This is a genomic window from Desulfohalovibrio reitneri (assembly GCF_000711295.1).
Taxonomy (GTDB): Bacteria; Desulfobacterota; Desulfovibrionia; order Desulfovibrionales; family Desulfovibrionaceae; genus Desulfohalovibrio; species Desulfohalovibrio reitneri.
This window is the reverse complement of the sequence record NZ_JOMJ01000003.1, coordinates 2,383,243-2,406,077: the sequence shown is the minus strand read 5'-3', so window position 1 is coordinate 2,406,077 and position 22,835 is coordinate 2,383,243. Positions and strand designations below refer to the sequence as shown.

Genomic DNA, 22,835 nt, shown 5'->3' with positions numbered 1-22,835 from the left:
CCACCCCGTTTGGAGGGCATGCCCTTGTCCCGGCCTGCCGCCTGCCCTATACTGAATCTTTGCCAAACCGGAACGGTGCGCGAGGCCGCGCTGAAATGCAACCGGGGGGATGAACGGCCGCCTCCCCGGTTGGTTACGGAAACGATTCAAACGCCCACAGGGCCGCGCTTCATACACGGGAGACGCCATGCACGACAGCCGCGCCGTCCAGCAGAGCCTGGCCGCCATCCGCGGAAAAGGCCCCCTGGTCCACAACATCACCAATTTCGTGGTCATGAACTCCACGGCCAACGCCCTGCTCTCCCTGGGCGCCTCGCCCATCATGGCCCATGCCGTGGAGGAGGTGGAGGAGCTGGCCGCCATCTCCCAGGCGCTGGTCATCAACATCGGCACCCTCTCCCCCCGCTGGGTGGAGTCCATGCGCAGGGCGGGCTACGCCGCCCGCGAGCGCGGCGTGCCCATCGTCCTGGACCCCGTGGGCGCCGGAGCCTCGGTGCTGCGCACCGAGTCCTGCCTGGCGCTACTTCGCGAGGTGGGACCGGGCATCGTGCGGGGCAACGGCGCGGAGATCGCCGCCCTGGCCAGCGAAGCCGTGGGCTTCACGGGCGAGGCCCAGGGTCGCGGCGTGGACAGCCTCTCCGGCCCTGAGGCCGCGGTGGAGGCGGCCACCGCCCTGGCCGAGCACTTCGCCTGCGTGGTGGTGGTCTCCGGGGCCTTCGATCTCATCACCGACGGCACCCGCCAGATCCGTGTGCTCAATGGCGACCCCCTCATGCCCCGGGTGACGGGCATGGGCTGCTCGGCCACGGCCGTCATCGGCGCCTTCGCCGCGGTGGGCTCCTCCAACCTGGAGGCCGCGGCCAACGGCATGGCCGTCATGGGCGTGGCCGGGGAGATGGCCGCCCAGAGCGCCCGGGGCCCCGGCACCTTCCAGGCCGCCTTCCTGGACGCCCTCTACCTGATGACCCCGGAGGAGCTGGATTCCCGGCTGCGACTGGAGGAAGGCTGAGGGCTGACCAGCCCGGCGTTTCGTGCTATCAGGCCGGTACGTTTTTCCATCGGCAGGCCGTTCAGCTAAGGAGGAGTCCATGGCCCGCGCGCTCATCGTTTTCGGCAGCGAAACCGGAAATACCCGAAAAGCTTCGCAGATTATCGCCGAGGCCATCGAAGCCAAGGGACACGAAGTCAGGATGGAGGACGTGCAACGCGTCGACACGTCCATCCTGGACGAACCCTACGACCTGTACCTGCTCGGGGTCTCCACCTGGGGGGCTATCGACGAGGAAGTCACCGAGGACTTCAAGGACTTCCACGAAGAACTGGCCTCCAAGGACCTCTCCGGCAAGCCCATGGGGGTGTTCGGCTGCGGCGATTCCGGCTACGACCAATTCTGCAAGGCCGTGGACTTCGTGGCCGACCGGGTCGAGAAACAGGGTGCCAAACTGGTGCTGGACAAACTCAAAATCGACCTGGACCCGGCCAACTCGCGGGAGCAGGTGGAGGCCTGGGCGGCCCAGGCGGCCGCGGCCATGTAGGTAGAAATCTTTCACTCTTTGCTTCTTGCTGCTGTTTACTCTTAGCTTGCTGCTAACGAAACGTTGATTGAAGGAGAACAGTTGTGGGGCTCTACTACGAGTTTTTTGCAGGAGGAGGTATGGCTAGAGCCGGCTTAGGCCCTGGGTGGTCATGCCTTTTCGCGAACGACATAGACCCCAAGAAAGCATCTACCTATGCCCAAAACTGGGGAGCGGAAAATCTTAAGGTCGAAGATGTCAGCAACCTGAAATCATCCGATCTTCCAGGAACGGCAGACCTCGCATGGGCATCTTTTCCATGCCAAGACTTGTCGCTTGCAGGATCAGGCGCAGGGTTGAGCGGGAAAAGATCTGGAACCTTTTGGCCTTTTTGGAATTTGATAACTGATCTATCTAAAGAAGGCAGGGCACCTCCGATCATTGTTTTGGAGAACGTTCGAGGTGCTCTCACTTCGCATGATGGCAAGGATTTTACAGCAATTGGCTCAAAAATTTCCCATACAGGCTATAGGTTTGGAGCTCTTGTAATAGATGCAGTTCATTTTGTCCCGCAATCCAGACCCCGATTGTTTATTGTAGCAATAGACGAGAATTACCCCATTCCAAATCAACTAACGGAACACCGGCCACAGGAAATCACCTTTTACAAAACTTTACGAAAAGCGTTCACCAGACTGCCGAGTGATGTTGCCGGTAAATGGGTATGGTGGAAGCTCCCTCTACCGTCGGGGCGGAACACTTTATTGTCCGACATAATTGAAGATGAGCCTAAGGCGGTTGAATGGAACTCTTTTGAATATACTCAAAAAATATTGTCCTTAATGTCGCCTATTAATCTTGAGAAAGTCGAGAAAGCCAAACGAGCGCGTAGCCGCAGGATCGGCACCATTTACAAGCGAACTCGACCGGATGGCAAGGGAGGCAAAATTCAAAGGGCAGAAATTCGTTTTGATGACATTGCCGGGTGCCTCCGGACACCAGCAGGGGGCTCCAGCCGACAGACTATCATGGTTGTTGAGGATGGCATGATACGTACGCGTCTACTATCTCCACGGGAGGCAGCGCGACTTATGGGACTTCCAGACGACTACCAATTGCCATGCAAATACAACGACGCATATCACTTAGCTGGTGACGGAGTCGTTGTCCCTGTAGTGCGCCACCTCTCTGAACAGATTTTAGAATCTCTTCTTGCCGTCGTAATGTCTAACCAAGAAGAAGCGGCCTAATCATATGAATAAGAAGCTTGTGGCGTCTCTAAACACATTTGCCAAGGAAAGAAATTTTAAGGGCAAAGGTCCTTTGTGTGTTGCCCTTGTCATCACTCAACACGCCCGAGACAAAGGATTACCATTAAACCCTGATGATTTGCTAACCGTAGGAAAGGGGCAAGTCCTCGGCCTGGGAAAAGGTGCAGTACAAAATATACTCAACAAGCATGGAATCAATAGAGTACTTGCAGCAGAAGGAGGGCGCACAAGCAGGGGGAGCATAAATAACATGCGCACTTATGTATCTTTCCTAAATGACTTATGTGAACAAGGATCGGTTGACTTGGATGTCATTGAAAGGTTTTGGATAGATCGTGTGCTTGATTTTTTTGCTGGTAAACCTTTTGTGGTTAAGCTCGACACCTCTCGCAGCTTGCGTCATGTGGTAAGAGACATTCTCCAGCAAGCGATTGATAGGCAAAAAAGCTCCCCGGGAATGTATTATTCTGGAGCCGTTCTTCAACATTTGGTAGGGGCAAAACTCGAATGTGCAATTGGCACAAAAAAAATTGAGCATAATAGCTTTTCTACAGCTGATGCCCCCGGAAATCGTGCAGGTGATTTTTTAATCGAAGATGTTGCCATTCATGTGACCACATCGCCTAGTGAATCCGTCATTGAGCGATGCAAAGAGAACTTAGATGCTGGTTATAAACCTATACTCGTCACTCTTCAAAAAGGAATCTCAGTGGCCGATGGCTTAGCCGAAAACATGAATCTTTCTGACCGTATCGACATTTTCGAGATAGAACAGTTTATAGCTCTTAACATATATGAGTTTGGTCAATTCGCCGAACAAGGTCGCAAGACAGCTGTAAATGACATAGTCACTAGCTACAATAGGATAATTTGCGAGGTAGAAACTGACCCTAGTTTAAAGATAAGTGTCAAATAATGATCATTTCAAAAAACGAACGCAGCAGGATAATGAAGTCTATTAAAGGACAAAACACAAATACAGAACTCATAGTCAGACGTCTTATTCATTCCCTTGGTTATCGTTATCGCCTTCATCGTAATGACCTTCCTGGAAAGCCAGATATCGTTTTTCCATCTAGAAAAAAAATTATCTTCGTGCATGGATGCTTTTGGCATCAGCATGACTGTCCACGAGGAGCAAGATCACCAAAGACTCACCAAGATTATTGGCTACCTAAACTTGAAAAGAACAAACAAAGAGACGTCTCAAATCAACATAGATTGCAAAAACTTGGATGGAAAACGATGGTTATTTGGGAATGTGAGCTGAAAGACATTAGTAAACTTGAAGAAAAAGTCACATCTTTTCTTGGTTAAAGCTTGCCTTCTATCAGCAATTTTTTGTTATATCTTGAACATTTCGGCTATTCTTCATTTTACTACTATCTTCACCCGATGAGGGAATTTCTCGCTCCTCAGATTAGGTTCTTCCGGAATTGTCGTGGGTAGCAGCCTGAGGTAGTCCTCTGTTCTAGAGGAGACATTGCTCATGAGGGACATCGATTTCTATGCTCAGATTCTTGGCATTGACCACCCCTGGCATGTGGATGACGTGAAGCTCCAGACTGGGGCTGGGCGAGTGGATGTGTGGATCGATCATGAGCCTGGCGCTCTTTGGTCTTGCCCAGAGTGCGGGCGAGAGTTGGCTTGCCGGGATCATGCCGAAGAACGGACATGGAGACATCTAGATACCTGCCAGTTCAAGACATTTCTTCATGCACGTATTCCACGAGTTAACTGTCCTGATCACGGCGTACGCCAAGCACAGGTCCCCTGGGCCGCTCCCCATTCTCGTTTCACCCTGCTCATGGAGCGCATGGCCATTGACGTGATTACGGCCTGTTCGACCATCGAAGGTGCACGCAGGCTGTTGCGTATTTCCTGGGACGAGACCTGGGGGATCATGGAACGAGCCGTCAAAAGAGGCTTGAGCCGCAAGGAACAGCGCAATATCCACTACCTCGGGGTGGACGAGAAGGCTTTCCGCAAGGGACACAAGTACATGACCGTCGTCTGCGATCTGATGAGGGGCACAGTTGAGCATGTTGCTGAAGATCGCCGAACGGCGAGCCTCGAGGCGTATTATCAAAGCCTGAGTAGCGAGCAGCTGGAAGCAGTGCGGGCCGTGAGCATGGACATGTGGCAGCCGTATTTTTCGGCCACTATGAAGTGGATCCCTGAGGCAAGCCGGAAAATCGTCTTTGACCGTTTCCACGTCATGCAACACGTGGGGAAAGCGGTGGACACTGTCCGGCGTCAGGAACACAAGGCCCTGATGGCCGAAGGGGAGTCAATCCTCAAGGGCACCAGATACCTGTGGCTTTACGGCGAAAGCCGTCTGCCGGATAAGCACAGACCTCGGTTCGATGACCTCAAGCAGGCCAACCTGAAGACGGCCAAAGCCTGGGCCATGAAGGAAAGCCTGCAGGATCTGTGGGGCTACATGAGCCCTGGCTGGGCAAAGAGGTTCCTGGAGAAATGGTGCGGTTGGGCCACGCGATCCCGGATCACGCCGATGAAGAAGGTGGCCCAGACCTTGAGAGCTCACATGGACAACGTGGTGACCTTTTGCCGGCATCGAATCACCAACGCCGTGGCCGAGGGACTGAACAGCAAGATCATGGCAATCAAACGCCGAGCTTGCGGCTACAGGAACAAAGAGCACTTCAAGACGGCGATCTACTTCTTCTGTGGTGGATTGGACCTCTATCCGGCCTGCAAAACCGGAGCCACCCACTGAAATCCCGGAAGGACCAGGATTCGAGCATGGGCAAGGCCGTGGACTTCGTGGCCGACCGGGTCGAGAAACAGGGCGCCAAACTGGTGCTGGACAAACTCAAGATCGACCTGGACCCGGAGAACTCACGGGAGCAGGTGGAAGCCTGGGCGGCCCAGGCGGCCGAGGCCATGTAGCCCGCTTCGCCCCTTTCCGCCAACGAAAAAGGCCCCTTCCTTGGAAGGGGCCTTTTCTTTCGGTTTTTGGCCGTTGCGACTACTTCTTGAAGCGCTTGCGCAGGCGGCTGAAGCCCAGGGGGATGGCGCCCGCGGCCAGCAGGGCCATGGAAGTGGGCTCGGGAATGGGGTTGGGGTCAATCACTTCCTGCTGCAGCTTCTGGGTGATGGCATCACCGAAGTCCTCGAAACTTTCCGCACTGATGACAAACCCGTCGGAGGTGATGAGGTTGTTGGTGTACCAGTCTGAGATACTCGATGAGCCGATGGCCAGCCCGTTGACGGTGATGCCCAGAGACTCGGCGAAGTCCCGCTCGAGTTGCGTGCTGGTGCTGCTTCCGGTCCCGTCGCCGGAGATGTCGATGATCCTCCGGGTGCCCTCGTAGTTGTTGTTCTGGATGAGATCCACGCCGTAGTCGATGGCGATGTCCGGGTCGGTGAACGTGCCGCCGCCCCGCGCGATGTTGTCGATGGCCGTGGCGAAGGACATCGCCTCGGAGACGTTGCTGATCATGGTCCAGCCAACCTGCGGGGTGATCACGTCGCTCCACTCGAAGTAGGTAGCGACGAAGGGCTCGAACGAACCGAACGATCCCAGATTGTTGAAGGCGTTGACGTAGCCTTGCTTCTGCAGCTCGTACTCCGTGCTGTCCACGCTGCCGGACACATCGACGCCGAGAGCCAACTCCAAGCCGATGGGAATGGAATGGCTCACGCCCGGCAGACTCAGGCAAAGAGCCAGGGCTAAAGTTGTGATGCAGAGAAACTGTTTCATGGCGGTGCTCCAGGGGTTATATTGTCCCATGAACTCCACTAGCGGCTGCCTTTTATCTGTTCAATATCCACGCCAAACAGAAAGACTAGATATTTCTGGATAATGAAGTGACTGGCGCTTCGCTTGTCCGATGCGGTTGTAAACAATACCGACAGCCGACTGTACCGGACACCGACAAGCAATGCGCCTCAACAATTATATGCCATCCCGGCCCCACCTCCTCCCTTTCTGCGCTGCGCCGCACGAAAAGGCCCCTTCCGAGGAAGGGGCCTTTTCGTTGGCGCTTCGTCGCCGGGGCTACTTCTTGAACCGCTTGCGCAGGCGGCTGAAGCCCAGGGGAATGGCACCCGCGGCCAGCAGGGCCATTGAGGTCGGCTCGGGCACGGGATTGGGGCCGACCTGCTCCAGGGAGCCGATGGTCATGTCGTCGAAGGCGAAGACGTCCACTCCGGCCTCGGTGTTGCCGAAGGTGACGCTGGTGAACGGGTTGTCCGTGTCGATGAGCCCCCAGAAGAGGACCGAACCGCCGGGGCCGCTGATGGTGTTGGGCACGGTGTAGGTGTTGGACACGCCGTTTTCCACGGTGGCGGTGAGCTGGCCGTCGAAGTCGCCGATGTCGATGCCCCAGAAGCCGAAGGCGGCTATGGGGGTGTCGAACGAGATGCTGAACTCCGAGCTGCTGTTCCAGAAATTGTCTCCGGAAACCGCGTAGCGGCCGAAGCCGTTGGTACCGCTGGCCACGGTCTCGATGTCGCCGTTGCCCAGCATGGTGGCGGTGCCGGCGCCGGGGAAGGTGATGTCCACCGGCGGACCGGTGCCGGAGGCGTAACTCTCGAAATCCTCCGTGCCCACGCCGGTGAGATTGGCCAGGAAGCTGGATTCGGCCGAGGCGGCGTTGGGGTAGGAGGTCAGGCGCGTGTTCTCTCCGAGGCCGGTGTCCTCGCCGAAGTATGTCTGGGAAAAGGCGAACGCGCCGGAGGCGAGAAAGAGGGTCAGAGCCAGTGTCAGCAGGGGGATGGGCAGAATTTTCAGCATGGACAACTCCCGGTCCTGGTTACAATTTCCATGAACAATGACCGGAACCCTTCAATATCCAAGCCAATTTTTTACAACATCATTTCAGGTGCTTACATGGAGATGCCGCGTCCATCCACCCCATCTGTAAACGACTTCGACATCCGGCTGTACCGGACACCGACACTCTGTCCGCCTTCGGGAGAATCCGGAGATCGTGGGGAAATGCAGGACGGCCGCAAGGCTTCCCCGGCCGCCACTCCACCGCTCTTGCGCATCCCCGGGCCGTGAAGGTCTTTTCTTGCATTTTTTCCCCCATTGCCCGAGACAATGGAGGGAACGCCACCAACAAGGCAACCCCGCTTGCCGCACACCCCGGAGGACACCATGGACGCCCTGGAAGCCATCCGCACGCGCCGCTCCATCCGCTCCTTTACGGACGACCCCGTGAGCCCCGAGCAGGTACGGGCCATGCTGGAGGCGGCCATGCTCGCGCCGAGCGCGGGCAACGCCCAGCCCTGGCGGTTCACGGTCATCGACGACCCCCAGCTGCTGGCCAAGGTTCCGGCCATCAACCCCTACGCCAAGATGGCCGCCAAGGCCCCGGTGGCCATCCTGGTCTCAGGCGACACCGCGGCCGAGAAATTCCCCGGCTACTGGCCGCAGGACTGCGCCGCGGCCGTGGAAAACATGCTGCTGGCGGCCCACGCGCTGGGACTGGGCGCGGTCTGGACCGGCATTCACCCGGTGGAGGAACGGGTAACGGCCTTCCAGGACCTTTGCTCCCTGCCCGCCACCCACGTTCCCATGGCCCTGGTGGTAGCCGGGGTCCCGGAAAATCCGGGCAAACCCGCCGACCGCTACGACGAGGGCAAGGTCCGGCGCAACACCTGGGCCTGAGCCCGGCAAACGGAGAATCCCCATGCACAGGCGACTCGGGGCGGTCAACGCCCTCTATCCATCACTGACAACCATCGTGGGCGCGGACGTGGACGGCAAGCCCAACTTCCTGGCCGTCGCCCACGTGGGCATCCTCAACCACGGCACGCCGCAGTATCTCTCCTTCGGCGTGTTCAACAAGCACCACACCAATCAGGGCATCCGCGAGCACAGGCAGTTCTCCGCCTGCATCCCCGGCCGCAACCTCATGGAGCAAACCGACTACGTGGGGCTTGTGTCCGGCAGGAAAACGGACAAGTCCGGGGTCTTCGACGTCTTCCGGGGCGACCTGGAGCACGCTCCCCTCATCCGCGAATGCCCGGTCTGCATGGAGCTGAAGCTCCACGACATCCACGAGTTCCCCACCCACGACATCTTCATCGGCGAAATCCACGCCACCCACGCCAGCGAGGACGTCATCACCGCGGAGGACAAGCTGGACGTGCGGCGGGTGGATCCGTTGCTCTTCGACATGGCCAGCGTCCACTACTACGCCCTGGGCGACCCCCTTGGCCCCTGCTGGAACGTGGGCAAAAAGCTCAAGCGCGGCGAATAAAAAACGGCGGCCGGGAGAACCCGGCCGCCGTTTTTCAACCCATTGAAGGGAAACGGTTACTGCGTGGCCGTGGACGAGGGCGCGCCCTTGGTCATGACCAGCTTGGAGACGTAGTTGGCCACCTCCTCGCTCTTGCGCCACTCCTTGTACATACGCTCCCACTCGTCGAAATCCACCGGCTCGTCGTCCAGCAGCGCCTCGTGGGTCTGGTTCCACAGGCCGAACAGGTACGATTCCAGCTTGAAGGTGTTGCTGTTCATCACCTGCTCCACCATGCCCTCCTTGTACTTCCGGCCGTCCAGGCGGGAAGCGATGAAGGAACACAGGTTCTCCTGCGACTTCTGCTGGTCGATCTCCTCGTTGTTGACCATGTCCACCAACTCGGCGAACTCCTGCCTGCGCGACCTGATGTCCTCCACCTTTTCATCGGGAACCTCGATGAAAAGCTTCTCGTCGCGCTCCTTGACGTAATAAAAACGGACCCAGTGCTCGAAACGCATGATTTCCAGCACATCCTCCGTGGCCTGCCGGGCCTTGGACACCAACTTCTGCTTATCGCTCATACATATCTCCTTAAACCCGCTCGCCGGGCACCGGAATATGCGACCCCCATCCCGCCCCGTCAAGTCGTGGAGGAAAAGAGGGGTGGAGGAAGGGAATGGAAGATGGCTGGCGGGGGAGTGGGTTCAGGGCAGCGGGAGAAGGAGGAAACCCCTTTTAAAAAAGCGGTTTCCTCCTTCTCCCGCACCCTCATCCTCCTTCCGCCAAACCTTTTACCGCTCGCTTCGCTCGGGGGCGTGGTGCTGGCGGGGGTTGGCAGGGAATAGCAGCCCAATTCCGCGTTGAACGCATCTGGAGCCAAACGGCCGGGCGAGGTTTTACTGGCTTGGCAATCACCACAATCGCGGGGTCGCCGGAGTGCTCCCGCGTATGCCCCTGACGCGCTCAATCCCTCGAATACACATGCAAAGTTACTTTGCCGCAGGGTCCAGGGGGCGCGCAGCCCCCTGGTCGCCCGCAGGGCGAAATCTTCCCTCTTCCCTCTTTCCCCTTCACCCGTCGTTTTGCCCATTCTCGTTCACGGCCGTGGCGTTGTCGCTGGTGGTTGTCCGGGCGGTGACGGGGTGGGCGATGTAGCAGGTCTGGACCACGTAGGCTTCCAGGAAGGGGTCGGCTTCGTCCACGTATTGGCGGTAGCCGTCCACGTATTCCTTAGCGGCCACGTTCACGGCGCTGCGTCCAGGCTGTGGTGCGCCGCGCCGGTGGGCGTCTTCGGAGGCCCGGGCTCGCTGGGATTCGCTTTGGGCGCTTTCCGCAAGGAAGAATACAGGCGAGAGGGGAACGGGCGAGAGAAAGGAGAGGGCACCGCCGACCACGTCGAGCCCCTGGCTTTGCCGCCGCAGTTCGCGCCGGCGGCGGAGTTCGCCCGTGGAGAGCTTTCGGAAGGAGAGGACGAAGCGGTAGCCCTGGTAGCGGTGGAAGTCGCCGTCGAGGTCGTGAAATTTGAGGTGTTGTTTGAAGAGGTCGTCCACGTGCTGAACGAGGACGTTGGGTGGAAGGTCCACGGTGCCGGAGCCGTTTTGTTCGGCGCGGTCCAGGCAGTCCAGCAGGGAGGCGGCGTCCTCGTGGCAGACCACGTCCACGCGGCCGGACGGCAGGCGGGTGGCCTGGGAGCCGGTGGCCCCGTCGGGCAGGGAGTCGTCCGGCGGTTTGTGGCGGGCACTGGCGGTGCGGCTGGAATAGCCTTCCAGGCGTTGTTTCTGGGCCTGGGCCGGTGCGGGAGCCACGGCAAAAACGGCCAGGCAGGCCAGGAGCGTAAGGACGATGGTGCAAGCGGGGCGCGGCATGCGTCTCCAAAGCGCCACCCTGCATGGCGGCGCACTTTGGACCTAAATCAGCCCCGGGGATTTGGCAAGCGATGCCGGGGGGATCAGGGCAGCAGCGGGTCGAGCTTGTCCGCCAGTGCGTCGCGCCGCCAGCCGGAGAGTTCGTTCGGCCAGGGGTCGGGCAGGCCGCGCAGGGCGTTCTGGGCGAGGTCGGTGAGGGCGCGCTTGGTGGCCAGCAGTTCGGGCGGCAGGCGGAGCTTTTCCGCCTGCTCCGCGGCCACTGGCCGCAGCTTGTCCACCAGGGCCCCGACCTTGCGGGGGTTGGGCGGCTTGCGCACTGGTTCGGGCAGTTCTTTTTCCGGCGTCTTTTCCGCCCGCTTGAGGATAGACAGCAGGGCGCGTCCGTGGCGGCGCACGTCCGAGGGCCGTATGCCCTCCACCTCGGCGAGTTCCTTGCGGGAGGCGGGCTTGTCTATGGCCAGCCGCCGCAACACCTTGTCCTGCATGACGAAGCCGCGCGGCAGGTCGCGTGTCATGGCCCGGTTTTCGCGCCAGGCGAAGAGGTCGCGCAGCAGGCCCAGGTCGCGCTGTGTGAACTGCCACAGCCCGCCCAGGCGGAGGTAATATTCCTCGGGCTCGGGATCCGAGCAAGCGTTTTCCCGCAGTTTCTCGAACTCCTGCCTGGCCCAGCCCAGCATGCCCTTCTTGCGCAGCATGCGGACCAGCTCGCTGCGCAGGGGCAGCAGGCAGGCCACGTCCATGGCCGCGTAGCAGACCTGCTCGTCGCTTAGGGGGCGGCGCAACCAGTCGGAGCGGGTGGCCCCCTTGCCCATCTCCACGCCCAGCACCTCCTTGGCCAGGGCCTGGTAGCCCACCTGATAGCCATACTCCAGGAAGGAGGCGGCCACCTGGGTGTCAACTACCGGGGCCAGGGGCTCGGTGGAAAGGTAGCTCAGGACTTCCAGGTCCTCGGAGCAGGAATGGAAGATTTTCAGCACGGAGCGGTCGGTGAGCACGCGGGCGAAGGGGGAGAGGTCGGAGAGCGCCAGGGGGTCGATGAGGTAGACGTGCTTCTTGTCCGCCACCTGGATGAGCCCCAGCATGGGGAAGAAGGTGCGCACGCGCACGAACTCGGTGTCCACGCCGATGGCTCCGGCCTTACGGAATCCTTCGCAGATCTCCCGCAGGGCGGAGTCCTCGCGGACGTGGAATACGGGCAGGTCCTCTTCCGTGGGCACGGAGGAGGACGAAGGGGCAAGGGCACGGACGGATTGGCCGACGCGGCGGCAGAAGTCGAAAGCGTTCACGCGGGGGGATTGTAGACGAAAGCGCGCCGCGAGGCCAGCGATTTGACCCGCGCCGCGCGAAACCGTATAAAATGGAGTGAATCCCCAACCCATCCGGAGAAACCATGCGTACCGTTTTCCTGCTTCTTCTCCTGGCCCTGACTGCCGCGCCGGTCCAGGCTGCGGACCTGCCCATGCACTGGACCTTCGACGGCGCCCCCGGCGAGGAGTGGAGCGCCCACGACACCATCAAGGTGGACGGCGACCCCGCCCTGGGCGTTTTCAACAGCCGCCATGTCCGGGCGGACGACGAGGCTGTGCTTGAAGTCGCCGGGCTGCCTTCCCGCGACCTGGTCCTTCGTTTCGACCTCATCCTCATCGGCAGCTGGGACTCTTTCGGCGAGTTGGCCGACACCTTCAGCGTTCAGGCAAACGGCGACCCCCTGCTGCTGCTTTCGGCCTTCCCCTGCCAGATCGAGGGGGACGACGAGGCCAAGCCCATCGGTAACGACGGACTGGTGCGCACCCCGCTCAGCAGGCGCGACCTGGGCTACTGGATTCTTCGGCAGGAGCTGGACATCCCCGCCGATCTGGTGCGCGACGGCGGGCTGACCGTGCGTTTCCAGGGCGAAACCTCGGCCAGACGGGTGGAGTCCTGGGCCCTGGACAACGTGCGGCTGGAACCCCGCTGATACCGGGGGCTTGCCCCCCGGGCCGCCATGCGCTACATGGTGGTCGTTCACGGCAACCTCAAGGAGTGCGTTATGTCCTACTTCTGGTTCTTCCTGGGCCTTCTCAGCGTCATCATGGTGCTGCGCCACATCTCCAATACCTACGGCAGCGACTAGCCAGCCGGACCCGACCGTTTTTCAGGCAGCCGCGTCCCCGTGCGGGGGCGCGGCCGCTTTTGTTGTTCCCGCCTCCCACCGTCTCCGCGCCAGCTTGGGCCTTTCGCTGTGCCGAACACGCCCGGCCCAGGCGGCCGCCCTTTCGCTCATGCCCCGCCGCTTCACTTTTGCCCTTCCCGCCAAAAAGCCAAACATTGACAAAATGGTAATGGACAGCTCGTCCATGTAGCCACTTTTGTCAGACGGGCCGCGGAATGCATCGCTCATCTTGCGCCGCATATCCGGCGCAAGGCCCTGCCAGGAAGCAACTTTCCTCATTTCGCATCGCATTGGCACGCGCCCTGCTACTCAATAAACAGGTCCGGCAGACCCACACACCTCCATTCACATCCCACCCTTTGCGGGGGCCCGTCCGGGCCCCCGCATCCTTTTTCAGCCCCGCGTCCCGCGACCCGCCTCGTTTACATCAGCGCCCGAAGCGGCTACTCCTGGAATCGGAGCAAGCACCTTGTCAGCCCTGGTATTCTTCTTCATCAGCCTGGCCGTATTCATCCTCCTGGCCGGAATCTCCTACGCGCAGATCAAGCGCGTCTACGGCCGCCGTCTGCGCGAATTGGAAAACCGCTTCCGCTCCCTGGAAAAGAGCTACGAGGAAACCCACCAGAGCCTGGAGACGGAACGCGCCCGTTCGACGGAATTGGAAGTCCGGGTGGCCGAACTGGAAGCCCTGCTTCGCGAACGCGACGGGCTGGTCCGCACCCTGGCCCCGCACAAGCGCCGCATGGAACCGCTGGACGTGCTGCGCGCCAAGCACCTGGTCATGGACTCGGACATCCAGTCCGCCAAGGACCAGCTCATGGCCACCGGCGAACTCAAGAGCCTTGAAGAGGTACTGAAGGGCCGCAAGGTCATCTCCCAAGAACAACTCGATGAGGCAGTGGAGACCGCCGGAAAGATCAACTCCATCCTGGCGGGAGGCATCTGATGGCGCGACCGGAAGGCATGCGGGTCCGCTTTGTCGGCGTTGGCGAGGCCGTGGACGAGAACTACGGCAACACCTCCATCCTGCTGGAGTCCGCCAAGGGCGACATCCTGCTGGACTGCGGCTTCACCGCCGGGCACGACTTCTTCCGCCACGCCCCGGACCCGGACAACCTGGACGGCGTCTGGATAAGCCACTTCCACGGCGACCACTTCATGGGGCTGCCCGCCCTGTGCCTGCGCCTGCGCGTGGCCGGGCGCACCCGCCCCCTGACAATCGCCGGAGGCCCCGGCGCGGCGGACAAGGTCCACCGCGCCCTGGAGCTGGCCTACGAGTCCCTGCTCAAGCGGCCGCCCTTCGCCATAGAAGTCAAGGAGGCCGCGCCCGGCGACGTGCTGGAGCTCGGCCCCTACACCCTGCGCACCACCCTGGGCGGCCACCCCGAACCCTGCCTGGCCGTGCTGGCCGAACTGGACGGCCGCTCCGCGTTCTACTCCGGCGACGGCCACCCCACGCCCGAAACCGTTGAACTGGCCGCGGGCTGCGATCTGGCCATTCAAGAGGCCTACGGCCTGGATGAATCCACCGAGGGCCACGGCAGCCTGGACATGGCCCTGGACTTCGCCTCCCGCGCCTCGGCCGCCCGGCTGGCCGTGGTGCACATGCGCCGCGAGGACCGCGCGCTCCGCGCCGACGAGGCCCGCGCCCGGCTGGCCGCCGCCTCCGTGCCCGCCATGCTTCCCGAACCCGGCGACGTAATCGACCTGCCATGACCCGCGACCGCGCCCTGTTCTGGCGGCCGCCCCAGCTGCCGGAATCCGACCTGCTGGCGGCGGACTTCTACCGCCACCGCTTCGCCCCCCACATCCACCGGGAGTACGCCATCGGCGTCTGCCTGCGCGGGGCGGAACGGTTCCGGCTGGGAGCGCGGGAATTCGTCCTGCCGCCGGGCCGCGTCTGCGCGGTCAACCCCGGCGAGGTGCACACCGGCGAGGCCGCCGACGGCCAGGGCTGGAGCTACCGCATGTTCTACCCCTCGCCCGGGCTGCTGGCCGCCGCCCTGGGCCTGCCGCCCGACGCCGAGCCGCCCCGCTTCCCACGCCCCGTGCTGGACGATCCCGAGTGCGCCGCCCTGCTGCTGCGCGCCCACGTGGCCCTGCAACAGGGCCTGCCCGGCGGGCGCGACCTGGCCGTGCTGGCCCTGGGCAGTCTGGCCCGCAACCACGCCCTGCCCGCCTCCGCCGTCATCCACCGGCCGCCCGACTCCCGCGCGGCCGACCGCGCCCGGCGCATCCTGGAGGACGACCCCGCCCGCCACCTGCCCCTGGACCAGCTGGCCCGCCGGGTGGACCGCAGCCCGGAACACCTGGTCCGCAGCTTCAAACAGCGCTATGGCCTGCCGCCCCACGCCTGGCAGATCCAGCGCCGCGTGGCCCTGGCCGCCGACCTGCTCCGCCAAGGCACTCCCCCGGCCCAGGCCGCCCACGAAGCGGGCTTCACCGACCAGAGCCACCTCGGCCGCCACTTCAAGCGGGTCTACGGCGTGCCCCCCGCCCGCTTCGCCAAGGGCGTCAAAATCGTACAAGACTTCCCCGCGCATCCGGCCTAGTGCCGGAAGATGACCAACCCGTTCGAGACAGTCACCTTCACCCGCGCCGGGTTCCTGCGCGGCTTCCGCCAGACGTTCGCGCCCGCCCTGGGCGTGGGGGCCTACGGCCTGCTCTTCGGCGCGCTGGCCATGCAGGCCGGGCTGACCATCGCCCAGGCCCTGGTCATGAGCGCCACCGTCTTCGCCGGGGCCTCCCAGCTGGTGGCCGTGGAAGCCTGGTCCGCGCCGCCGGAAATCCTGGCCATCACCCTGGCCACCTTCGTCATCAACCTCCGCCACGTGCTCATGGGCGCGGCCCTGGCGCCCTGGTTCAGCCGCGTCTCCCCCGGCCGCGCCTACCTCTCCGTCTACTTCATGGCCGACGAAAACTGGGCCATGACCATGAAAGCGCGCGGCCAGGGCGAAACCGACGCCGCCCACCTCATCGGCGGCGGGGCCATGGTCTGGGTCGTCTGGTTCGCCACCACCTGGATAGGCGCGGCCGCCCTGGAAGCCATGGGCGACCCCCGCGCCATCGGCCTCGACTTCGCCTTCACCGCCGTATTCCTGGCCCTGCTCTGCGGCATGTGGCGCGGACGAACGGACCTCCTGCCCTGGCTGGCAGCGGCCGCCGCCGCCCTGCTCACCGAACGCCTCGCCCCGGGTAAATGGTACATCCTGGCCGGAGGACTGGCCGCCGGACTGGTCGGCGCGCTCGCCAAGGGAGACGAGTCGTGAGCGATACCGCCGCCGTCTACCTCACCATCGCCGGCATGGTCCTGGCCACCTACCTCACCCGCGTCCTGGGCCTTTTCCTGGCCACCCGGCTCCCCCTCTCGGGACGCGCCGGAGCCTTCCTCCAAGCCCTGCCCGGCGGCATCCTCATCGGCATCGTCGCCCCAGCCGCCCTCACCCAAGGCACCGCCGAAGCCGTCGCCTCCCTCATCACCATCATCACCGCCCGCGCCGCCGGCTCCCTCCCCCTGGCCATGCTCGCCGGAGTCGCGGCCGTCTGGGCGCTACGGCACGTTGTGTAGATTGTGGCAAAATCGGGCCGCCCCCGCGGGGCGGGTGTTTTTGCGAGGTGGAGGGGAATGGAAGGTGGCTGGCGGGGGTTGCGATTCAGGGCAGTGGGAGAAGGAGAAAACCCCTTTTAAAAAAGCGGTTTCCTCTTTCTCCCACGCCCTCATTCTCCTTCCGCAAAAATTTTACCGCTCGCTTCGCTCGAGGGCGTGGTGCGGGCATGTGGCGGCCGGAGGGACATCAGCCCAATTCCGCGTTGAACGCATCTGAAGCCAAACTGCCAGGGCGGCTTTTTACGGCTTTGAAATCACTACAATCGCAGGTTCGCCGGAGCGCTCCCACGCATACCCATGGCGCGCTCAATCCCGCGAATACAAATGCAAAATTATTTTGCCGCAGGGTCCAGGGGGCGCGCAGCCCCTTGGTCGCCCGAAGGGCGAAATCTTTCCTTTCTTGCGGCGGGTTGAACCCGCCGCAAGAAAGGACGAAGGTTTGATTACTTGTTTTTCTGCTAATCCGGCGCACGGCCGGGTTGATTAAACGCCTCAGGTGCCGCCGTAGCCGATGGTGGCTTTGCCGTCTTCGACGATGACGGGGACTTCGCGCCGTCCGTCGCTGTGTTCGAGCATTTCCTCCATGGCTTTGGGGTCTTCCTTGACGTCGCGGTACTCGGCGTCCGGGTGGGCCGACCTGGCCCGGGTGGTGTGGGGTCAGGCGGACTTGCCGTAGATGACGATTTTGGACATGAAGTTCCTCCCTTGTCTTCCAGTGCAGCGTGTAAACTATCATAGACCACATGGATGCGCCGTCGCAAACCAATTGGGCACCGGGGCGGCTGTTCTTGCAACCCCTTGCCTCTTTGCGTAGTGATTTCAATAATAGGGAACGGCGTTCATGAAAGCGGAAGTCAAGGAGATTAAGGAACATGTGGCCAGGGCCAAGGCGCACGTCACCAAGCATGACGTGGTGCGCACCCTGGACGCGCTCATCGACGCGCTCACCGGGCTGTCCAAGGCCAAGCAGATGTACGGCCGGGAAAAGTTCGAGGTGGAGATCCTCATCGACGAGGTGCTGCGGACTCTGAGCGCCCAGTCCCACATGAAGAACCTCTTTCCCAAGGGGCTGACCTTCAAGCGCGGGCAGGAGAAAAATCTCCTGGCCACCCTCACCAAGCTGCGCGACCGCATCAACTCGGCCATCGAAAAGGCCGAGCAGGAGAAGATGCGGGCCTACAAGCTGTCCATCGACGAGGCGGTGCTGGGCGCGCAGAAGCTGCTGGACGAGGGCAGCCAGGACGAGGCCAGGCGCGCCTTCCGCAAGGCCGCGGACAAGTTCGCCGACGAGCCCGGCCTGCTGCAGGACGTGGGCTCACGGCTGCTGCGCGGCAGGCTGGTGCAGGAATCCGTGGAGTACCTCAACGCGGCAATCGAACAGGACCCCCGCGACCCCAGGCCCTACACCCACTTGGTCAACGCCCTGGAACACCTGGGCGAACTGGAACGGGCCGAGGACGTCACCAAGAACGCCCTGCGCAACTTCGGGCCCAACGACCGCACCTACACCATCCTGGCCCGCATCCACATGAAAAAGAAAGAATGGGACGAGGCCTACGACATGGCCCAGGCCGCCATGGACATCAACCCCTTCGCCTCCGAAGCCGAAAAAATCGCTAAACAAGTCAAACCCCGCATCTTCGGACGCGACAAAAACGGCCAGTCCAAAGAAAAAAAGACCTACACCTTCGACTTGTAGGGATGGAATCATACCGAGAAAGGGCCGTTCAGCGCATTGCGCTGAACGGCCCTTTCTCGGTATGTGGGGGGAAAGGAAAGAAATCAAGATTTCGCCCATCGGGCGACCTAGGGGCTGCGCACCCCCTGGCCCCTGAGGCAAAACAACTTTGCATTTGTATTCGCGGGATGAAGTGCGTCAGAAAGGATGGAGGGGAGAAGCCCTCGACGTCTCGACTGTGGTGATTCGCCTCCCCGATAAAAAATGAACCATGACTGTTTGGCATCAGACGCTCTGCACGCTGGTTTCTTTCCTCACCAGCCCAGAATGATGCCTTATTTTATCGCGCCGCCTCTGTTTCCATCAACGTATTCACTCCCATCCAGTTCCAATTGGCTGCTTGTGCCGGAGGTGTTTACTCTGGAAACAAGCCAGAACGCCAACGCCAAAGCGAGTATCACTACGCCGAGTGCGTACACGAAGGGTGGTTCAACGGTCTTGAAGTCGAGTACGATGACCTTCCGAGCCGCGGCCATGAGTGCCGTCGCCAGCACCAGCCTCAAATGTATGACGTGGGACTGTAGATAGACAACAATGTTCGCGAAAATTTCGATGGCGATGAGAACGGCCATGAAGGCCCCGAACGTTGCCAATATGTCGCTTATGTTGAGGAGAAAATACGGAGGCACCCTGAGGCGCTGGTAGATGACCCAGCCAACGTCGAGCAAGCCCCACACGATGACCAGCGTCATGATGACGGCGAGTACACGCACCGCCCCACGCAAGATCTTTTGAAGAAAGCAGACCAGCGGATCGCCCGACCCCAGGATGTGGCATTCCTCAAGGTAATCGCGAGCTTTGCCGGATTCCGAGGCTTTTTGGTTATTTGAGGGGTCAAGCATACCATCGTGGGTATAAAGATTCACATGCCGTGTCAAGAAAGGAGGGCGAGGGGTTCATCCCGCTTCCCTGAACACTCACCCCCGCCGGCCGCCTTCCATTCCCCCTGCTGCCTTTCCCCCTACTCCGCCTCTTCCTCGAACCATTCGGCTGTTTGTTGCATCGCTTCTTCCGGGGTTTGGAGCGGGGTCCAGTCCAGGGTGGTTTGGAGGCGGGAGGGGTCGAGCTGGAGGTCGTTCAGCAGGCGGTCGGCCAGGGCGGACTTGCCCAGGGCGCGGGCGGCGAAGCGGAGGATAGCGGGGGGGATGGGGAGGAGGCGGCAGGGGCGGCCCATGTGGCGGGCCAGAATGCGGACGAGGTCGGCGGTGGAGAGATCGCGGCCGTCGGAGACGAGGAAGGTTCGGCCGGGTGCGGCCGGGTGGACGAGGCAGGTCAGGGCGGCGTCCGCGAGGTTGTCGACGGAAACCAGGGAACGCTTGTTGCGGGCCGCACCCAGGGGGAGCGGCAGGCCGGAGCGGGCCAGCTTGAGCAGGCGGAGGAAGTTGGCCCGCACGCCGGGCCCGTAGACCAAGGGCGGGCGGAGGACGACCGGTGCCAGGCCGGGGATGTCCGCCAGGGCGCGCTCCGCCTCCAGCTTGCTGATGGCGTAGGGATCCTCGGGCGCGGGGGCGTCGGTCTCGCGGAAGGGGCGGCCGTGGGTGGCCTCGCCGTGGACCTTGACGGTGGAGAGGAAAAGGAAGCGCGACACGCCGCACTCGGCAGTCCGCCGGGCGAGGGCGAGGGTGGCGTCGCGGTTGAGGCGGCGGTTGGCCGCCAGGGGATCTTCCGAGGAATCGCGCATGCGGTGGACGCGGGCGGCCAGATGGGCCACGGCGTCCATGCCCTGAAAATGCTCGGAACCGGGCGGCGCGGCGGCCAGATCGGGGACCACCACGCGTTCCGCCGCATCCGGCAGGCTGACGTCCCCGGCACGGACCACAGCCCGCACCGCATGCCCCTCGTCCAGCAGGCGGCGCACCAGGGCGCGCCCCACGAAGCCGGTGGCTCCCGTGACCAGAACCCTCACGGCACCTCCCGCAGCAGTTCGGCGTAGAGGTCCAGATGGGCCTGACGGATGATGGGCGCGGCGAAATGTTCCTCGGCCAGGCGGCGGGACTCGCGGCCCATGGCGGCGCGGCGCTCGGTGTCGGCCAGCAGATCGGCCAGGACGTCGGCCAGGGCGGCCGGGTCGCGCGGCGGGACCAGCAGGCCGTTGACCCCGTGGCGGACGACCTCGCGGCAGCCGGTGACGTCCGTGGCCACGATGGGCCGTCCCGCGGCGGCCGCCTCGATGAGGGAGAGGGGCAGCCCCTCGCGGTAGGAGGGCAGGCAGGCGATTTGGCAGCCAGCCAGCAGAGCCGGGATGTCCGCCCGGCGGCCCAGCCAGACCGCCTTGCCCTGGTCGTTCCAGGCGCGCAGGTCGGCCTCGGGGATGGTGGCGGGGTTGGCCGGGTCCGGCTCGCCCGCCAGGACGATCTCGGCTTCCAGGCCGCGCGCCCGCACCATATCCCCGGCCTCCACCAGTTCGGCGACGCCCTTGTCGCGCAGCATGCGGGAATGGCAGAGCACGCGCGGGTCGCCGGGTTCCGGGGCGGGAGCGAAGCGGTCCGTGTCCACGCCGGAGCCGGGAATGAGCCGGGTTTGTTCCGGCCGGACCATGCTCCGCCGCACAAGCTCCTCCCGGTCCTCCTCGTTTTGCAGGATGACCCGCGCCCCGGTGCGCCCGCGCACGCCGAAAAGGTAGCCCGCCCGCATGACCGCCCGCATGAGGGCGGCCTTGGCCCCGGTGGAGATGAAGGCGAAGCCCATTCCCGCCACGGCGCAGACCACCCGCCGCACCCCGGCCATGCGGGCGGCGGCCGCGCCGTAGAGCACCGGCTTCAGCGCCACCAGATGCACCACGTCGGGCCGAAGGCGGCGGAACAGGGAGGCGAGCTGGCGCAGGGTGGCCAGGTCGCGCGCCGGATTCATGCCGCCCCGGTCCAGGCGCAAGGGGTGGAAATCCAGTCCGGCGGCGCGGATGTCCCCGGCGCGGCCGGTGTCGCGGGCGGCCACGGCCACCGTGTGGCCCGCCTCCTTGGCGGCCAGGGCGATGTGCAGCCGGTGGGAGAGGAAGTACCAGTCCTCACTGACCACGAAGAGCAGGCTAGCCATGCCCTCCCCCGTCCACCTCGCGGGCGAAGAGGAAGGCGGCCGTGCGCGGGGCGATGTCGCCGGAGCCATTCTGGCCGTGGGCGGAAACGAGCCGGGACTTGAGTTCGGCCACCTCGGCCGGGGTGTCCACATCCGGCCAGCCGGGCAGGATTGCCCAGGCCACCCCGGCCCGGTCCAGGGCATCGGAGGTGGCCTGGAAGGTCTCGGGCGTGCTCCAGGGGATGCCGTCCAGCACGGAGCGGTCGAAGGCGTCGGCCCGGAAGCCGATGAGGAACCAACCGCCGTCCGCGGCCGGGGCCAGCACGGCGTCTGTGCGCTCCAATGTCTGGAAGGCGTGGGAGACGATCTCCGAGGGCAGGTCCGGCAGGTCCGCGCCCAGCAGCACGGCCCGCTCCGAGCCCTGCTCGAAGGCGTCGGCCAGGGCGGTGGCCATGCGGCGTCCCAGGTCCTCCCCGCGCTGGGGGAAGTAGGACGGCCCCTCGCCCAGCCATTTTCTAGCCCGGGAGAGATCCCTTTCCGGCTCCACGCTCACCAGAATGGGCGCGTCAAGGGTTCGCAGCATGGCCAGGGTGTCCTCGGCCATGGCCTTGGCCAGCCCCGCGGCCCCGTCCTCCCCCAGCAGGGGCACCAGGCGGGTTTTCACGGCTCCGGGGCGGGGCGTTTTCAAAAAGAGGATGACGCGGCGGTCGCCGTCGGGCGGGTAGGGTTCGTCCATCAGTACCAGCGGACAAGTTTTTGGGGCGGAACGCCCATGAAATACAAGCTCACAAGGGTCCAGTTGCGCAGGGTTCCGTAGGCTACGCCCTGCTTCTCCCACCGCCGCGGGGATGTCAACACCCGCTGGGGGGCCAGCTCCATCCGCGTGCCGCGCCGTTTCAGGCGGCGGCAGAACTCCACGTCCTCCATCAGGGGGATGTCGGCGAAGCCGTCCATGTCCTCGAACAGGCGGCGGCGCAAAAAGAGGCACTGGTCGCCGTAGGGCATGCGGGTGGCGCGGCTGCGGCGGTTGGCCATCCAGGCGATGAGCCGCAGGGCCGGGCGGGGGGAATCGATGGCCAGGTCGAAGGCCCCGGCCCCGTTGCCCTCCAGCACCCGCTCCATGACCTCGAAGGCCCCGCGCGGCAGGACGGTGTCGGCGTGAAGGAAGGCCAGCACCTCGCCGGACGCGGCCCGTGCCCCGGCGTTCATCTGCCGCGCCCGCCCCTTTCGGGCCAGCACACACACCACCTCGGGGTCGTCCACCGCCTCCAGGGTGGAGCCGTCCGGGTCGCCGTCCGCCACCACCACCTCCACGTCATGCCCCAGCGCCGTTTCACGCAGATGGCGCACGGCTCCGGCGATGGTCTCTGCCTCGCCGAGAACGGGGATGACGACGGAGAATCGTGGGGGCATGTTGTTCACCGGTGCCTTTCGGGGATGAATGGCGTATTGTGTATC

General features: G+C 63.0%; 28 protein-coding genes. 17 read left to right on the top strand and 11 right to left on the bottom strand.

The features are described from left to right. Positions 1–187 precede the first annotated feature (187 nt). From thiM to N911_RS18495, 7 genes are all read left to right on the top strand, one after another. Positions 188–1,009, top strand: coding sequence for a hydroxyethylthiazole kinase (gene thiM, locus N911_RS0112015; protein WP_029897441.1), 822 nt, complete (start codon positions 188–190; stop codon positions 1,007–1,009). A gap of 79 nt (positions 1,010–1,088) precedes the next feature. Then, complete coding sequence (locus tag N911_RS0112010) at positions 1,089–1,535, top strand: flavodoxin (RefSeq protein WP_029897439.1); 447 nt, start codon at positions 1,089–1,091, stop codon at positions 1,533–1,535. An 83-nt stretch (positions 1,536–1,618) separates the two neighbouring features. Beyond that, a complete protein-coding gene (locus tag N911_RS18095) occupies positions 1,619–2,764 on the top strand; it encodes a DNA cytosine methyltransferase (protein WP_138774394.1) in 1,146 nt (381 codons plus the stop codon). A gap of 4 nt (positions 2,765–2,768) precedes the next feature. Beyond that, complete coding sequence (locus tag N911_RS0112005; RefSeq protein ID WP_029897437.1) at positions 2,769–3,701, top strand: DUF4928 family protein; 933 nt, start codon at positions 2,769–2,771, stop codon at positions 3,699–3,701. Next, the gene (locus N911_RS19200; RefSeq protein WP_081859182.1) at positions 3,701–4,102 is read left to right on the top strand and encodes a very short patch repair endonuclease; all 402 of its coding nucleotides are present in this window, start codon (positions 3,701–3,703) and stop codon (positions 4,100–4,102) included. The genes N911_RS0112005 and N911_RS19200 overlap by 1 nt, the downstream gene beginning before the upstream one ends. A 172-nt stretch (positions 4,103–4,274) precedes the next feature. Beyond that, positions 4,275–5,525, top strand: a complete 1,251-nt coding sequence (locus N911_RS0112000) for an ISL3 family transposase (protein ID WP_029893407.1) — start codon at positions 4,275–4,277, stop codon at positions 5,523–5,525. A gap of 26 nt (positions 5,526–5,551) precedes the next feature. After that, entirely contained in the window at positions 5,552–5,698 is a 147-nt protein-coding gene (locus N911_RS18495; protein WP_161781628.1) for an NADPH-dependent FMN reductase family protein, read from the top strand. A 79-nt stretch (positions 5,699–5,777) separates the two neighbouring features. Here the strand turns inward: N911_RS18495 and N911_RS0111990 are convergent, their stop codons facing one another. Together N911_RS0111990 and N911_RS0111985 are read right to left on the bottom strand one after the other, a co-directional pair. Then, complete coding sequence (locus N911_RS0111990) at positions 5,778–6,452, bottom strand: DUF1194 domain-containing protein (protein WP_161781627.1); 675 nt, start codon at positions 6,450–6,452, stop codon at positions 5,778–5,780. A 357-nt stretch (positions 6,453–6,809) separates the two neighbouring features. Then, positions 6,810–7,547: a PEP-CTERM sorting domain-containing protein gene (locus N911_RS0111985; RefSeq protein ID WP_029897433.1), complete on the bottom strand. Its 738-nt coding sequence runs from the start codon at positions 7,545–7,547 to the stop codon at positions 6,810–6,812. A gap of 366 nt (positions 7,548–7,913) precedes the next feature. Between N911_RS0111985 and N911_RS0111980 the strand changes: the two genes are divergently transcribed. Both N911_RS0111980 and N911_RS0111975 read left to right on the top strand, forming a co-directional pair. Then, the gene (locus tag N911_RS0111980) at positions 7,914–8,426 is read left to right on the top strand and encodes a nitroreductase family protein (RefSeq protein ID WP_029897432.1); all 513 of its coding nucleotides are present in this window, start codon (positions 7,914–7,916) and stop codon (positions 8,424–8,426) included. A 22-nt stretch (positions 8,427–8,448) separates the two neighbouring features. Beyond that, a complete protein-coding gene (locus tag N911_RS0111975) occupies positions 8,449–9,021 on the top strand; it encodes a flavin reductase family protein (RefSeq protein WP_029897430.1) in 573 nt (190 codons plus the stop codon). Positions 9,022–9,077: 56 nt separating this feature from the next. On the opposite strand, the gene N911_RS0111970 is transcribed toward N911_RS0111975, so the two are convergent. The 3 genes from N911_RS0111970 to rnd form a co-directional block, all read right to left on the bottom strand. Next, the gene (locus N911_RS0111970; protein ID WP_029897428.1) at positions 9,078–9,584 is read right to left on the bottom strand and encodes a hypothetical protein; all 507 of its coding nucleotides are present in this window, start codon (positions 9,582–9,584) and stop codon (positions 9,078–9,080) included. A gap of 489 nt (positions 9,585–10,073) precedes the next feature. Beyond that, positions 10,074–10,868: a hypothetical protein gene (locus N911_RS0111960; protein WP_029897426.1), complete on the bottom strand. Its 795-nt coding sequence runs from the start codon at positions 10,866–10,868 to the stop codon at positions 10,074–10,076. 83 nt (positions 10,869–10,951) lie between these two features. Beyond that, positions 10,952–12,085, bottom strand: a complete 1,134-nt coding sequence (gene rnd / locus N911_RS0111955; protein ID WP_051694354.1) for a ribonuclease D — start codon at positions 12,083–12,085, stop codon at positions 10,952–10,954. Positions 12,086–12,258: 173 nt separating this feature from the next. Here rnd and N911_RS0111950 point away from each other — a divergent pair, with 173 nt between their 5' ends. From N911_RS0111950 to N911_RS0111915, 7 genes are all read left to right on the top strand, one after another. Then, positions 12,259–12,825 (top strand): hypothetical protein, encoded by a 567-nt coding sequence (locus N911_RS0111950; RefSeq protein ID WP_029897423.1) that lies wholly within the window; start codon positions 12,259–12,261, stop codon positions 12,823–12,825. A gap of 27 nt (positions 12,826–12,852) precedes the next feature. Beyond that, on the top strand, positions 12,853–12,981 hold the full coding sequence (locus tag N911_RS19030) for a hypothetical protein (RefSeq protein WP_272913354.1): 129 nt from the start codon (positions 12,853–12,855) through the stop codon (positions 12,979–12,981). A 508-nt stretch (positions 12,982–13,489) separates the two neighbouring features. Next, a complete protein-coding gene (locus N911_RS0111935) occupies positions 13,490–13,966 on the top strand; it encodes a hypothetical protein (RefSeq protein ID WP_029897420.1) in 477 nt (158 codons plus the stop codon). Next, positions 13,966–14,736, top strand: coding sequence for an MBL fold metallo-hydrolase (locus tag N911_RS0111930; protein WP_237559953.1), 771 nt, complete (start codon positions 13,966–13,968; stop codon positions 14,734–14,736). The genes N911_RS0111935 and N911_RS0111930 overlap by 1 nt, the downstream gene beginning before the upstream one ends. Next, positions 14,733–15,572 carry an AraC family transcriptional regulator gene (locus tag N911_RS0111925; RefSeq protein ID WP_035104752.1) on the top strand — a complete coding sequence of 280 codons (840 nt, stop codon included), beginning with the start codon at positions 14,733–14,735 and terminating at the stop codon, positions 15,570–15,572. Before N911_RS0111930 ends, N911_RS0111925 begins: the two co-directional genes overlap by 4 nt. A gap of 9 nt (positions 15,573–15,581) precedes the next feature. Further along, on the top strand, positions 15,582–16,289 hold the full coding sequence (locus tag N911_RS0111920) for an AzlC family ABC transporter permease (RefSeq protein WP_035104750.1): 708 nt from the start codon (positions 15,582–15,584) through the stop codon (positions 16,287–16,289). Further along, positions 16,286–16,588: an AzlD family protein gene (locus N911_RS0111915; protein WP_029897412.1), complete on the top strand. Its 303-nt coding sequence runs from the start codon at positions 16,286–16,288 to the stop codon at positions 16,586–16,588. The genes N911_RS0111920 and N911_RS0111915 overlap by 4 nt, the downstream gene beginning before the upstream one ends. A gap of 531 nt (positions 16,589–17,119) precedes the next feature. Here N911_RS0111915 and uxx1 read toward each other — a convergent pair. Further along, entirely contained in the window at positions 17,120–17,320 is a 201-nt protein-coding gene (gene uxx1, locus N911_RS19025; protein WP_081859178.1) for a UXX-star selenoprotein family 1, read from the bottom strand. A gap of 148 nt (positions 17,321–17,468) precedes the next feature. On the opposite strand from uxx1, the gene N911_RS0111905 reads away from it, so the two are divergent. Continuing rightward, positions 17,469–18,326 carry a tetratricopeptide repeat protein gene (locus tag N911_RS0111905; RefSeq protein WP_029897410.1) on the top strand — a complete coding sequence of 286 codons (858 nt, stop codon included), beginning with the start codon at positions 17,469–17,471 and terminating at the stop codon, positions 18,324–18,326. Positions 18,327–18,640: 314 nt separating this feature from the next. On the opposite strand, the gene N911_RS0111900 is transcribed toward N911_RS0111905, so the two are convergent. The 5 genes from N911_RS0111900 to N911_RS0111880 all read right to left on the bottom strand — a co-directional run bounded on the left by N911_RS0111900 (position 18,641) and on the right by N911_RS0111880 (position 22,790). Next, positions 18,641–19,207: a phosphate-starvation-inducible PsiE family protein gene (locus N911_RS0111900; RefSeq protein ID WP_081859177.1), complete on the bottom strand. Its 567-nt coding sequence runs from the start codon at positions 19,205–19,207 to the stop codon at positions 18,641–18,643. Positions 19,208–19,326: 119 nt separating this feature from the next. After that, the gene (locus tag N911_RS0111895) at positions 19,327–20,271 is read right to left on the bottom strand and encodes a UDP-glucose 4-epimerase family protein (RefSeq protein ID WP_029897406.1); all 945 of its coding nucleotides are present in this window, start codon (positions 20,269–20,271) and stop codon (positions 19,327–19,329) included. Next, positions 20,268–21,398: a glycosyltransferase family 4 protein gene (locus N911_RS0111890; RefSeq protein ID WP_029897404.1), complete on the bottom strand. Its 1,131-nt coding sequence runs from the start codon at positions 21,396–21,398 to the stop codon at positions 20,268–20,270. The genes N911_RS0111895 and N911_RS0111890 overlap by 4 nt, the downstream gene beginning before the upstream one ends. Beyond that, positions 21,391–22,113, bottom strand: a complete 723-nt coding sequence (locus N911_RS0111885; RefSeq protein ID WP_051694248.1) for a TIGR04282 family arsenosugar biosynthesis glycosyltransferase — start codon at positions 22,111–22,113, stop codon at positions 21,391–21,393. The genes N911_RS0111890 and N911_RS0111885 overlap by 8 nt, the downstream gene beginning before the upstream one ends. Continuing rightward, the gene (locus N911_RS0111880) at positions 22,113–22,790 is read right to left on the bottom strand and encodes a TIGR04283 family arsenosugar biosynthesis glycosyltransferase (protein WP_029897402.1); all 678 of its coding nucleotides are present in this window, start codon (positions 22,788–22,790) and stop codon (positions 22,113–22,115) included. Before N911_RS0111880 ends, N911_RS0111885 begins: the two co-directional genes overlap by 1 nt. Between the last annotated feature and the right edge of the window lie 45 nt (positions 22,791–22,835).